Annotated in this window: 15 protein-coding genes; 4 read left to right on the top strand and 11 right to left on the bottom strand. The window is 42.8% G+C overall.

Annotation, left to right across the window (positions count from 1 at the left end; all coding sequences use genetic code 11):
• Nucleotides 1-14: 14 nt before the first annotated feature.
• The 8 genes from gatC to DXD11_RS00575 all read right to left on the bottom strand — a co-directional run bounded on the left by gatC (nt 15) and on the right by DXD11_RS00575 (nt 6,475).
• A complete protein-coding gene (gene gatC, locus DXD11_RS00610) occupies nt 15-302 on the bottom strand; it encodes an Asp-tRNA(Asn)/Glu-tRNA(Gln) amidotransferase subunit GatC (protein ID WP_015533226.1) in 288 nt (95 codons plus the stop codon).
• 258 nt (nt 303-560) lie between these two features.
• Nucleotides 561-935 (bottom strand): hypothetical protein, encoded by a 375-nt coding sequence (locus DXD11_RS00605; RefSeq protein WP_173794407.1) that lies wholly within the window; start codon nt 933-935, stop codon nt 561-563.
• A gap of 329 nt (nt 936-1,264) precedes the next feature.
• A complete protein-coding gene (locus tag DXD11_RS00600) occupies nt 1,265-2,206 on the bottom strand; it encodes a zinc finger Ran-binding domain-containing protein (RefSeq protein WP_243105789.1) in 942 nt (313 codons plus the stop codon).
• Nucleotides 2,207-2,349: 143 nt separating this feature from the next.
• Nucleotides 2,350-2,883: a nitroreductase family protein gene (locus DXD11_RS00595; protein ID WP_015533229.1), complete on the bottom strand. Its 534-nt coding sequence runs from the start codon at nt 2,881-2,883 to the stop codon at nt 2,350-2,352.
• Nucleotides 2,884-2,910: 27 nt separating this feature from the next.
• The gene (locus tag DXD11_RS00590; RefSeq protein ID WP_022217162.1) at nt 2,911-3,294 is read right to left on the bottom strand and encodes a VOC family protein; all 384 of its coding nucleotides are present in this window, start codon (nt 3,292-3,294) and stop codon (nt 2,911-2,913) included.
• A gap of 209 nt (nt 3,295-3,503) precedes the next feature.
• Nucleotides 3,504-4,712, bottom strand: a complete 1,209-nt coding sequence (locus DXD11_RS00585; RefSeq protein WP_015533231.1) for an NADP-dependent isocitrate dehydrogenase — start codon at nt 4,710-4,712, stop codon at nt 3,504-3,506.
• Between the two features lie 163 nt (nt 4,713-4,875).
• Nucleotides 4,876-5,856, bottom strand: coding sequence for a biotin--[acetyl-CoA-carboxylase] ligase (locus DXD11_RS00580; protein WP_055143905.1), 981 nt, complete (start codon nt 5,854-5,856; stop codon nt 4,876-4,878).
• Nucleotides 5,846-6,475 (bottom strand): hypothetical protein, encoded by a 630-nt coding sequence (locus DXD11_RS00575; RefSeq protein WP_055143903.1) that lies wholly within the window; start codon nt 6,473-6,475, stop codon nt 5,846-5,848. The genes DXD11_RS00580 and DXD11_RS00575 overlap by 11 nt, the downstream gene beginning before the upstream one ends.
• 293 nt (nt 6,476-6,768) lie before the next feature.
• On the opposite strand from DXD11_RS00575, the gene DXD11_RS00570 reads away from it, so the two are divergent.
• Entirely contained in the window at nt 6,769-8,169 is a 1,401-nt protein-coding gene (locus DXD11_RS00570) for an MATE family efflux transporter (RefSeq protein ID WP_118757560.1), read from the top strand.
• Nucleotides 8,170-8,177: 8 nt separating this feature from the next.
• On the opposite strand, the gene DXD11_RS00565 is transcribed toward DXD11_RS00570, so the two are convergent.
• Nucleotides 8,178-9,320 carry a sensor histidine kinase gene (locus DXD11_RS00565; RefSeq protein WP_022217167.1) on the bottom strand — a complete coding sequence of 381 codons (1,143 nt, stop codon included), beginning with the start codon at nt 9,318-9,320 and terminating at the stop codon, nt 8,178-8,180.
• Nucleotides 9,317-9,955: a response regulator transcription factor gene (locus tag DXD11_RS00560; RefSeq protein WP_238050552.1), complete on the bottom strand. Its 639-nt coding sequence runs from the start codon at nt 9,953-9,955 to the stop codon at nt 9,317-9,319. The genes DXD11_RS00565 and DXD11_RS00560 overlap by 4 nt, the downstream gene beginning before the upstream one ends.
• 172 nt (nt 9,956-10,127) lie before the next feature.
• Here DXD11_RS00560 and DXD11_RS14825 point away from each other — a divergent pair, with 172 nt between their 5' ends.
• The 3 genes from DXD11_RS14825 to DXD11_RS00545 are packed head-to-tail and all read left to right on the top strand — an operon-like array spanning nt 10,128 to nt 12,112.
• Nucleotides 10,128-10,253, top strand: coding sequence for a CD1871A family CXXC motif-containing protein (locus DXD11_RS14825; protein ID WP_273700810.1), 126 nt, complete (start codon nt 10,128-10,130; stop codon nt 10,251-10,253).
• On the top strand, nt 10,246-11,151 hold the full coding sequence (locus DXD11_RS00550) for a 4Fe-4S binding protein (RefSeq protein ID WP_118757558.1): 906 nt from the start codon (nt 10,246-10,248) through the stop codon (nt 11,149-11,151). Before DXD11_RS14825 ends, DXD11_RS00550 begins: the two co-directional genes overlap by 8 nt.
• Nucleotides 11,152-11,203: 52 nt before the next feature.
• A complete protein-coding gene (locus DXD11_RS00545) occupies nt 11,204-12,112 on the top strand; it encodes a redoxin domain-containing protein (RefSeq protein WP_118757557.1) in 909 nt (302 codons plus the stop codon).
• A gap of 152 nt (nt 12,113-12,264) precedes the next feature.
• Here the strand turns inward: DXD11_RS00545 and DXD11_RS00540 are convergent, their stop codons facing one another.
• Nucleotides 12,265-13,089: a hypothetical protein gene (locus DXD11_RS00540; RefSeq protein WP_118757859.1), complete on the bottom strand. Its 825-nt coding sequence runs from the start codon at nt 13,087-13,089 to the stop codon at nt 12,265-12,267.
• Between the last annotated feature and the right edge of the window lie 80 nt (nt 13,090-13,169).

The following is a 13,169-nucleotide window of genomic DNA, read 5'->3' as shown; positions in this document are numbered from 1 at the left end:
CTTCAGCCTACCTCCTAGTCAAATGTCTTTGGCACCTTGTAGCATCCGTCCTTCTGCTCAGGTGCATTCTTCAGCATGTTCTCTCTGTCGTCTCCATTTACGACAACGTCCTCACGGAACACATTGTTGTATGGGAATGTATGGCTCATAGCCTCCACACCATCTGTATTAAGTTCATTCAGTTTGCTGACATAATCAAGCATGTCTGACATATCCTTCTTTGCCTGCTCCTTCTCCTCAGGGGAGAGCTCAAGCTTAGCAAGGATTCCAACATAATCAATTGTCTCATCAGTTATCGTCATGTTCTTGTTCTCCTATCTTATATGAGCAAAAATAAAGAATGTGCCTTCTTATTATTCTGTGTCAAATAATGTAAACACATTCTCCCGCCATGGTATTTTGTACCACAAAATTCCTCTAAAATATATCACATCCCAGGATATTATGCAAGACTATGGGCATTTTTACCTGTATTACGCAAAACACCGCCATGTAAAACGCTGCATACATGGCGGTGCTGTAACTCTATTTAAATTATATACAGTACTAACTGTATTTTACTAATGTCTCCCTGGCCTGACTATCTCCTGAACACGACCAAGCTGTAGCCCAGCTCTATGTCCTATTTCAATTGTCGTTGGATCTTCATCCGGGAAATCATTTCCCGGTACTCTGTGAAACTCTCCGCCATTTGAGAATACTTCACTCACCACACAACCATCCCAGTTGTGTCCGAGATTTACCGCTGCCTCTGGAGCTATCACTGTTCCTGCATCCGACACACAGCCACACATCCGTTCCGCATTTTCAAAGTAGAATTCTTCATATACTCCATACGAATTTCTGAGTCCCGAGTTGGAATTTGCACTGAGTGTCTTTGTGATAAAGTTACTGTGAAGATGTGTCTGTGCACACAGTGTGTCAAAACATATCACACCAAAGTCCCCCATTAGCTCCGTTGCAGAGCTGCTTTGCAGCATATAACTGCTATGGGCTGCATATTCTGAATGCACATCCCATTATCATGGTTACCTCTCATTCAATGTCCGCCTTAACTATTCTGTCTCAAATACAAAGTATTCAACAGACTTCCCGCATATTCGTTATAATAAAAAAATCCCCGAACAGATTCGACATAATTTTAACTATGTCTTATCCATCCGGGGATGAGCCAGGCAGGTCAGAATGGTCTCTCAATATCTGAATATCCTTACCAGACTTTGACTACTTTGTCACTTTTGCCCGCCTCCGCATTCTCAAGTCTCTACTCTATGATACTCACTATCTCCTCAGAGTCAGCCTTGACTTTATATGTCTCGCCTATGTCAAGTTTGTCATATATAGACTTTTCAACTTTATATGTCTTTTCCTTATCCTTCACTTCACATGTGACTTCATATTCAACTGATTTTTTCCCTAGCCTCTCCTTGTCTGTGAGCTGGGGATCTGGGTATTCCGGTGTCTTTCCACCGCCCTCGGCGGTCTCCGTCCTGTCGTACTTCCACCGCCATATTGTATAATAATACTTCGTCCTGTATATAGGCTTATCTCTATACACCGGAACAGACCTCGTTCTCGTCACATATCCATAATCGTCCACATCATTTGCAACTTCAGAGAAGGTTCCATCTCCATTGTCCTCATAGCTGTACTCCACATGGGAACCTATCACCTCATATGAATCATAGGTCTCCTCACGCTCACCAACATATTCCTGTTCAGTATGGTGCACCTCTTGTTTCGTGGTCTTTAGCGTGGCACCCTCGGGGAGTTCCCAGTCGTCTTCATCACACAGAATATATTTCTCCACATCAACACTGGTCTTCCATGTCATATCCCTGACTGTGACTGTCCTCTTCTTTGGCATGGCTATGATCGCCGTAAGTCCGATTATAGCCGCTATCACAAGCATGCCGATCAGCACTATCTTCCATGCTCCAAATGAATGTCCTCTTTTCCGATTGCCCTGCCCGCCTTTTTGTCCGTCGGCAGCCGTTCCTGTACCTGATGCATTCCTGGCATTCCTTGCGTCCTGCTCTTTCCTGACGTCAAAATACCCCTTATCCTTCGCACCTCGTTCAGCACCGCAGCTGCTGCACCGTGTGTTAAGAGCTGAATTGTAATTGCCACAATGATCACATAACCAGTCGGCACCTTTTCCCTTTGTCTGACTCTCCTCCGCGGACAAATACCGCACTCCATCCATATAGAACTTAACTTCCTGTCCCCTCGGCTTTCCGCAGGACGGACACTCACGCTTCGTTCCTTCTATATGTTTCGTACTACAATATGGGCAGTCTCAATACCCCATTACAAGTTTTCCCATACGCAATATCCTCCCCATATATACTACAGATAACTTACCTGCGCAGCAACATCGTAATCATGTGGTGTCTTGTTGTCAGTCTTGTGTCCAACGGCAAGAGCTATCTGGAATGAATATCCCTTCGGTATTGCAAGTGCCTTGTCAAAATATGCTTTCTTCTCCCCGTGAAGTGCATCATACACGCAACCGATTATCAGATTTCCGAGCCCCATGCTCTCTGCCGCTATAGCCATATTCTGAACTGCAATTCCTGAATCCACCTTGCTCCACTTGAAGTCATCCTCAGCGCTTAAGAATATGAGCACCGGAGCCTCATAATAGAAATTGTGAGGCTGCTTATCCTGTCCGCGAAGTGCACGCTTCTCTGCATCAAGCTCTTCCAGAATTGGAGCATCACCCTTAACAACTGTAAAATGTATCTCTTTCTTATTCATACCTGTAGGTCCCTGAAGCCCAGCCTCGATGACCTTCTCAAGCTGCTCCTTCATAACCTCTTCATCACTGTATGCTCTCGCTGAGCTTCTCTTTTTTATTACCTCTAATACCTGATTATCCATTGTCTTTTACCTCCTATTCTGTCATTCCTATACCGTTATCTCTATCTGATTATCCTCTATGCAGACCACACAGCTCTCATAGTATCCATCGCCTGTCGTCCGCGGTCCACTTGTCACCTCATAGCCATCCTCCGCAAGCTGTCTGGTAAGCTCATCAACTTTTTCTTTGCTTCCCACACTGAATGCTATATGTATCAATCCGGTTCTGTTAAGTGTCTTTTCAGAATCATCCATTCCCTGCCTGTTCATTATCTCAAGCCTTGCGCCATCATCAAATGTGAGAAAATATGAACGGAAGTCCGTCGTTTTATTATGATATCCCTCATTTGCTGATGCTCCCAGATATTTCTCAAAAAAATTCTTCGCAGCTTTAAGATCATTCACATACATCGCAACATGCTCAATTCTCATAAATGCAACTCCTCATTATCTTATACGCTACACTCAGATAGACAAACTACTATATGCATGCTGCTATAGGCATGCTATATAAGCTATTTTAACCCAATGCCACATTTTACACAATGGCATAAAAATATCACCTTTATCCATTTGTATGAATAAAGGTGATATCCCGTTAAAAGCAACGTCTGTAATCAGCCCGTTACACAATTTCATTCTTAGAGCATACCCTCAAGTGTCTCTCTGATAGCCTTGATAAAGTTCTCACTGTTGAGGACTGTTGGGTTCTCGAGAGTTGTGATGAGAGCCAGATCCTTTGTCATCTTGCCATCTTCTATAGTCTTGATGGTTGCAGCCTCGAGCTTGTCTGCAAAATCCTGAAGTGCCTGGATTCCATCAAGCTCTCCACGCTTTCTGAGTGCTCCTGACCATGCGAAGATAGTTGCAACTGAGTTGGTTGATGTCTCCTCACCGGCAAGGTGCTTGTAGTAATGTCTCATAACTGTTCCGTGTGCTGCCTCGTACTCATACTTTCCATCAGGGGATACGAGAACTGATGTCATCATGGCAAGTGAACCAAATGCTGATGAGATCATATCACTCATTACATCTCCATCATAATTCTTACATGCCCAGATGTAACCGCCTTCACTCTTCATAACACGGGCAACCGCATCATCTATAAGTGTGTAGAAGTACTCAATACCTGCTGCATCGAACTGCTCCTTATACTCTGCATCGAATATCTCCTGGAAGATATCCTTGAATGTATGGTCATACTTCTTTGATATGGTATCCTTTGTGGCAAACCACAGTGTCTGCTTGGTATCAAGCGCATACTTGAAACAGCTTCTTGCAAAGCTCTCAATAGACTTGTCCACGTTGTGCTGTCCCTGAAGAACACCAGGGCCATCAAACTTATGTATAGTCTCCTTTATAACCTGTCCGTCATCGCCTGTGAATACAAGCTCTGCAGTTCCAGGACCTGGAACATCGATCTCTACGCTCTTGTATACATCACCATATGCATGTCTTGCGATGGTGATAGGCTTCTTCCAGTTCTTAACACATGGCTCGATTCCCTTTACTACGATAGGTGCTCTGAACACTGTACCATCAAGGATCGCTCTGATGGTTCCGTTAGGGCTCTTCCACATCTCCTTGAGATTGTACTCCTTAACTCTTGCAGCATTAGGTGTGATGGTTGCACACTTTACAGCTACGCCATACTTCTGTGTTGCGTATGCTGAGTCAAATGTTACCTTGTCATCTGTCTCATTTCTATGTACAAGTCCAAGGTCATAGTACTCTGACTTGAGATCGATAAATGGATAAATAAGCTCATCCTTTATATACTGCCAGAGAATTCTGGTCATCTCATCTCCATCCATCTCTACAAGTGGTGTGGTCATCTGAATCTTTTCCATGTTTTATGTCCTCCATCTTTGTGTTTTCTAAGTTTGGTTATATACTCACTGCCGATTATAAACTATAAGGGGCTATATTTCTAGTTTTTTTGAATTATACATACCAATTATTAATTTTCTTAAGCCCTATAACCATATTCTTGATCAGCTATTTTTTTCAGCCTTACACATATCCATATATTCCTCTCACGGATACTTCCCCGGATATTATATCGTGAACCTCGCCATCGGCATCCCTCACCAGAAGTCCGCCATCCTTTGAAAGTCCAAGCGCCGTGTACTCTGTCTTTTTATCCCCCTCTATTACATACACCTGCTTATCCCTGTTCACAAGATAACTGTTGTACTCATCAACAAGGAATCCCAGGTCCTTATTCTTTATAAATTCGTCATATAGCTTTTCAAATTCATTTGACACCTGTGCAATGAACCATGATCTGTCACAGCCCTTGCCATTTTCCAGCAGTATTGATGTGGCCTTGTCTGCTATGTCCTCAGGGAAGCTTCGGTTATACACGTTTATGCCTATTCCCACAACAACATAGCTTATGTCAGTTCCCTCGGAACTCATCTCTGTGAGGATTCCGACCAGTTTTTTCCCATCAGACAACACATCATTCGGCCATTTAATCTGAGGCTTTACTCCATCCACCTTGCTGAACGCTCTGGCAAGTGCCACCGCCGACACCAGAGTTATCCTTGACACACAGGAAATATCTATGTCCGGCTTGAGCAGATACGACATGGATATTGTCGTGCCCTTATCAGAATTCCAACTATGGCCTCTTCGTCCCTTTCCTGCAGTCTGCTCATTTGCCACGAACAGAGCTCCGTGAACACAGTCAGTTTCCCCGACTATCTTGGCACGGGTGTTCGTTGAATCCGTCTCATCATAATAGTAAAGCTTTCTGGCAAATGTTCTGGTCTCAAGATACTTTGAGATCTTCTCCTCAGACATTACATCAGGCTCACTCACCAATCTGTATCCCTTGTTGTTCACGCCCTCGATCACATAACCTTCATTCTTGAGTGCCTGTATGTTCTTCCACACCGCTGTTCTGGATACCCCCAACAGCTCACAGAGCTCCTGTCCTGACACATATCCATCACTGTTCTGCAGCTTTTCAAGTATTTTATTCTTCATCAGTTCTTACCTTCTCTCTCAGGATATCGTATACCGCCTCACATTTGCCTTTTGCTCCGGCAAATGGAACTATGTAACTCTCCCTGCCTCTGTCAAACTTAATTATATAATACTTCAATTCAGGATCAGGCTCTATCATGATATACCCTGTAATAGTCTCATACGGTATCACCTTACTGCCTCTCTTCTGAATGATCGTTACAACATCCTGACCAAACAGATATGTCATATCATATGCAGACTTTCTAAATGAAGCCTTGACCACATAAAATCCATATGCCATGGCCGCAATCGCAATAGCAGCCTTTATCATTCTGTAGTGACCTCCCATAGCCCACCACACAAGTGCTATACCTGCCAGTACAAATATTATGCCAACCACCCTGTACGCTATCCTGGTGCTCTTTCTCTTGACTACCTTCTGTCTGATGATTCCATCTGCCTGAGTCTCCTGTTCTTCACGCCTTGCGCGCTCCAGCTCGTCCACGAGCTTTCCAGCCTGTCTGACAAGCACCTTCTGCCTGTAGGCTCTCGAAGTACCATTCTCTATGCTGCTTATATTTCTAATCTCTTCTCTGTGTTTTTTATTGTTCTTTTTTTTATCACTATCTCTACTCATTCCATATCCCCTGCCAGGTCATGATCACTACTGATATCATCCCGGTTCGTATCCATGCGCTTTATGCACAATTATTTTCTCTTTTTTCATCACTTTTACGACTGTACTTATATTAGTTCAGAGACTAATATATATCAAGTTTTCACCATTACAAAAGTGTTTACATTTTACCACGTTTAATCACCTTTTTTCCATATATAAAATCATTAAAAGGTGATTAACTAGCAAACACACGATATCGTGAAAACAAGCAATTTATAAACAAACAACTAGATTTTTGAGAGGTGAATCACATGAAGAATTTTATTGCGCGCATCAGTGGCACAAAAGACCTAACTGAAGGAAAGCCTTCAAAGCTTATATTGAACTTTGGTCTGCCCCTTCTCTTTGGTCTGATATTTCAGCAGTTTTATAATATGGTAGATTCTGTCATAGTCGGGCAGAAGCTTGGAACTGACGCGCTGGCGGCGGTGGGTTCCACCGGAAGCATCAACTTCATGATACTCGGTTTCTGTATAGGAATCTGCAACGGATTTGCAATCCCTGTTGCACAGGCTTACGGTGCGAAGGATTTCAAGGCTCTTAAGGCATATATAATCAACAGTATATGGTCATCCGTTGCACTGGCTGCTGTTATAACAGTAGCAGTAAGTATCTTTACCATGCAGATACTCAAGGCTCTCCGAACACCTTCGAATATCATCGATGATGCATATATATACATATTTATAATATTCCTGGGCATTCCGGCAACCTTCCTCTACAACCTGACCGCCGGGATACTGAGATCACTCGGAGACAGTATCACACCTGTCATATTCCTTGTGGGTTCATCAATTGTCAACATAATACTTGATCTTATACTTGTTGTTCCTATGGGCGTCGCCGGAGCTGCAGTTGCCACAGTAGCTTCACAGGCAGTGTCAGGAATCATATGTACGATATACATGACAAAGAAACTGAAGTATCTTGAATTCAGTAAAGAGGATTGGACATTCAGCATGCGCCACTGCCTTAAGCTCTGCGGTATGGGTCTGCCTATGGGACTGCAGTACAGCATAACAGCCATAGGCAGTGTCATTCTACAGACCGCAGTCAATGATATGGGTTCAACATATGTTGCAGCCGTATCAGCAGGATCCAAGATTTGCATGTTCATGTGCTGTCCTTTCGATGCAATGGGCTCCACCATGGCCACGTACGGAGGTCAGAATGTTGGTGCCAGGCGTCTTGACCGTGTTGATCAGGGGCTTAAGGCGTGTATCAAGATGGGAATCATATATGCCCTCGTGGCTCTGGCTTTCTCCATCGTGTTCGGAAAGCAGCTTGCACTTCTCTTTGTCAAGAAGGAACAGATTGAGCTTATCGGCTACATATATGAATTCGTGGTTATCAACGCAGCATTCTACATATTCCTGGCGCTTGTGAATATCGTAAGATTCATGATACAGGGGCTTGGCTACTCGACTTTCGCCATACTTGCAGGAATATGTGAGATGATCGCCCGTTCTGTTGCCGGTTTCGTGCTGGTGCCACATTTCGGTTTCATCTGCGTATCACTAGGAAGTCCGCTTGCATGGGTATGTGCTGATCTCTTCCTGATACCTGCGTACCTGTGGGTTATGAAACAGCTGAGACGAAAATTTGGGGAAAATAAAATTAGCCGTGCCAAATCCGCAACGGCAACAATATAATGCTCACTTTATAAAACGACTTCAAAAATCGTTCCTCCAGACGGATTAGACTTAACTGCAATATTACCATCATGCACTATCACGATCTCACGTACAAGAGCAAGTCCAAGTCCTACGCCGCCAAGCTCACGGCTTCTGGATTTATCCACGCGAAAGAAAGGTTCAAACACGCGATCCTTCAGTTCTTCCGGGATGCCATTTCCGGTATCCTCTACCGACAGGTAAACGTGTTTTTCCTTCTGACGCGCTGTCACTGTAACCCGTCCTCCTGTGCGGTTATATTTTATAGCATTCTCAACAAGATTGTATAACATCCTATAAATAAGGATGTCACTTCCTATCATAGTTACATCCGTACATTCTCCAATAAGTTCTATATCCTTTTCCTGTGCAAGCGGTTCCAGATCCGCCAATACCTCATCAACAAGCGCGTCGACCATTATTTTATCATCCCGGCTCACAGTTTGAAGCTCACTCATATCAAGAAGTGTCTTTACCATTTTGCTGAGTCTCTCATTCTGTTCAGTGACCATCTTTATCGTCTGCAGAGTAACTTCGTCATCTCCCGGATGCCGGGAAGAATTATATGAATCAAGCTGTATCTGCATTAAAGACAGTGGAGTTCTGAGCTCATGTGCTGCATTTGCAGTAAACTGTCTCTGTATCTCAAATGCATCCGAGAGGCGTTCAAGCATCTTGTTATATGAAACGCTGAGCTGGTTCAGTTCTTTAACACTGTTTTCTTCTATTCGTGAATCCGCCAGATTCTGTGCCTGTACATCTTCAATTTTATCAGAAAACTCACTGATCGGCTTTAGTGCATGCCCACTTATAAAATATGTAGCTACTCCGCCAAGCAGGGCCAGCAAGGCAGAAATTATCAGGCTGTTTTTCTTGTAATCTGCCTTATTATTGTACACCTTAACAGAAAAGTCATTTGCAAATTCATCCCACTTATCCTCCGGAATACTGATATATATTTCATCAGTACCGCTCCCATTATCATCTCCCTGGGCATCAACGGTTTCTTGCAGAGAATCAATATAATACACTCCATTTTTATAGACAAGCAAAGTAAGGCATCCACATATAAGCGCAATATATAATGTGATTATACAGGTAAGCCTCCACTGCAGCGACATTCTTTTCATCTGTCGGACTCCTCTCGTATTTTATAGCCTTCTCCCACCTTGTTCAAAATCGGATCATATCCAAGCACTGCCTTAAGCTTTCTTCTCAGCGAAGACATATGTACTCTGATCGCTCCACTGAAGCTGTCAACCGAAGCATCCCAGACATGCTCCATCAATTCCTCCTGGCTTACCGGTCTGCCCAGATTAAGAAGCAGATATTCCAGGATTCCATTTTCTTTTCTTGTAAGGGGAACCTTCTCTCCTTTTGCGTATGCCTCACGTTTTATCGTGTCAAACTTTATGCCACCGCTTTCCAGACATACATCCTTCTGTACAAATTTTCTTCTTGTCAGGCTTCTGATACGCGCCTCAAGCTCCTGCAAATGAAATGGCTTTTCCATATAATCATTTGCACCTGCATCCAGCCCTTCAACCTTATCCGCAATCTGTCCCCTCGCAGATAATATGATAACCTTTGTCTCCTCATTTTTCTGTCTGAGTTCCTTTAAAATCTCCATTCCATCCATACCCGGCAGATTCAGATCCAGAACGATCAGGTCATATTCCTCTGACAGAATGCATTCAAGAGCCTCTTCTCCGTCATAACAGGTATCCACCTCATACCCGGCATCATACAGGCTTTTCGCAACCATATCACATATCTGCTTCTCATCTTCAACTATCAATAATCTCAAAACTGTCACCTGTTTCTTAACAAAAATCCTTCTTAACAAAAATTTTACAACAGCTATTGTATAATATCCAAGTCAGCTGGTCAACAAACACAATCATGAAAGGAGTTGCAATATCTTGAAGTACAGGAAAATGTCTCAGACCATTTTACTCATCACGGGTATAGCGATGATTAGCTATGGTGCAGTCAGAGGTGAAGCAGCTGCCGTGCTCAGCAAAGCAATAAAATTATGTCTGGAGTGTGTAGGAATTGGATAAGAACAAATCACTGTCAAAAAAAACAGCCAGAATACGCGGATGGATACAGGCAGCAGCCACGCTGCTTACCAATATTCACATCCCCAATTTATTTAAAGGCAAGATCTATCAGGGCAAAGCAAAAACAGTATGCGTACCAGGACTAAACTGTTACTCCTGTCCTGCTGCAACAGGAGCGTGTCCCATTGGTGCATTTCAGGCGGTCGTCGGATCATCCAAATTTAAATTTTCTTACTACATAACCGGTTTTTTCATTTTAATCGGTGTGATCCTCGGAAGATTTATATGTGGGTTTTTGTGTCCATTTGGATGGTTTCAGGATCTGCTTCACAAAATTCCCGGAAAAAAGTTTTCCACAGCCAGGCTGAAACCACTAAGATACCTGAAATATATAATCCTTATTGTTTTCGTTATACTTCTGCCGATGCTTGTAACGAACTCCATAGGAATGGGAGACCCGTTCTTCTGTAAGTTTATTTGTCCACAAGGTGTTCTGGAAGGTGCTATACCACTTTCACTCGGAAATGCAGCTATACGCTCTGCACTCGGAAAGCTGTTTTCATTTAAATGCCTTATTTTAATTACAGTTGTCGTTCTGAGTATTCTGTTCTACAGACCCTTCTGTAAATGGATTTGTCCTCTCGGCGCAATCTACTCATTATTCAACAAGGTCAGCCTTATGAGTATCAAGGTTGAAAGCAGCAAATGTGTCGGATGCGGTAAGTGTTCAAAGGCATGCAAAATGGATGTAGATGTATGCAAAACACCAAATCATCCGGAATGCATACGATGTGGAGCGTGTATAAAGGCCTGTCCAAAAGACGCGATCCACTATCAATTTATGGGAAAGCCATGTTCCCAAAAGGGACATGAACAATCTTCCAAAACCAACGTGTAACAATCAGCCACACTAATATTATCTAAATTATTATTTAAAGGAGCAATTATTTATGAAGACAAAAAAAACATTAATATCTATTATCACTCTCTGTGCAGCATTATCTCTCACGGCATGTAACGGATCAGGATCTGCCACAACTGAGAGTTCACCAAAAACCCAGGCAGAAGTCACCACTGAAGCTGCGGACGATTCCAACACGAAGCTGGATGATCTATATCAGCAGGAGAACCAGATCTTTGCAGATCACCAGGATGTATGGAACAAGGTATTTGGCATGATGAATAAAAGCAGCGCTGATCCAAGCGGAGATTATGCCGATTATCTGGCCAGCGCCGTTGAATCAAACAAGGAATCCTTTACAGATGATGAACTTAAAACACTTAACGATGATATTGAAACCATCAGACAGATTGAAAAGCAGATATCCGAAATCGAAAATAATAATACAGGATCAGATAGCACCGACCAGAACGACAGTTCCGAAGAAATCACACCTTTCAATAGTTTCTCCGGCAAGGATTTGGATGGTAATTCTGTTGACGAAAGCCTGTTTTCCAATAATGCAGTAACTGTCGTTAATTTCTGGTTTACCGGCTGCAAGCCTTGTGTCGCAGAATTGTCCAAGCTTAATGAATTAAATGATGCCATCAAATCGATGGGCGGCGAGGTAGTAGGTATCAACACAGAGACATTTGACGGAAACGAAGATGCTATCAAGGAAGCCGCAGCCGTTCTTGACAGCCAGGGTGCAAAATACCGCAATATCTCCGTTGACTCTGATTCTAGCGTAGGCAAATATGCCTCCGACATCATGGCATTTCCTACAACCATACTAGTCGATAGAAATGGTAATATTGTCGGAGAACCTATGCTTGGAGGAATCGACAATCAGGACAACTATGACTCTCTTATGAAACAGATCAAGTCAGTGATCGACGCTGATAACAAGGATAAATAATTATAGTTGACTTTAAATTGAATATACTAATGAAAGGACAAGAAGCCTTTCTGCTTTTCAAAAAAGGTCATCTGGTTTTCAAGAAACCAGATGACCTTTTCCCGTGCAATAAAATTTCATATGCTTACTCCCTTCTTTTTGCCCCCCGTCTTTTACACTTCGATTCCCATCGTACGTATTGCGTTTAAATTTTTTTCTGCACGTTCTGCTTTTAATCGTGCAATCTCATTTTTAGTTATTTCATCTGAAAAAAATTTTTCATATTGTTTAATATCATCATTGTATCTTCCTTCACACCTAAGCAATCTCTCCTTTCCTTCCTTTTCTGTCATCTTTTTTTCTGAAACAAGTTGCATCACTCTCCTATTTGCCTCTTGGAAATCATTTTGTACTTTTGCGCTGTAAGATTCTACATCTGGATACTTTGCTGGCAAAATAAATGCATCTACATTACATTCTGTTTCTAATCTGACTTCCAACTCATCAAAGCCATATAGTTCCAAATAATCCACACAAGTCTTTAAATCCACCACCTTGTCAAATGCAGGAATTACATAATGCTCTATGCCAGTCATGGCAAACGCAATCTGTTCTCTGAGAGAAGCTTCATCTCCCTTTTTGATGATATAGTCAACTCCCGGCTGTTCATTCTCGTAAACCGGTATTCCATTTCGCTTTGCCGTAAAATACATATCTAGCTGTGTTGTATTTATCCAATCCATGCTGGCATACACAGACCGGTTCAGATTAATCTCCGGGCGGTATATACTGCCGACCGCACAGTATACTTCAAACCGTTTTTCTTCCAACTGCGGCGACAGCGCCTGCTCCAGCCGATAGTTGATGACTTGAATAATCTCGGGCATTGCCATCCTCACAAAGTGCGGATACCTCCCCTTTACTTTCTTGAACCCATGCGGTTCCAGCGTTTCCTTAAACGCCGCTTTAAGACTCTTGTCCACTTCCAATGTTCCCATTTCTCTTTCTCGCACACAACAGATGTACGATACCCCCTCCTAATATATAAGTTGTAGGGAATACACCACCTAACAGCCAG

Source organism: Coprococcus sp. TF11-13, assembly GCF_003481085.1.
Classification (GTDB): domain Bacteria; phylum Bacillota; class Clostridia; order Lachnospirales; family Lachnospiraceae; genus Coprococcus; species Coprococcus aceti.
The sequence above is the reverse complement of the archived record's forward strand: the minus strand, read 5'-3'. Positions and strand labels throughout refer to the sequence as shown.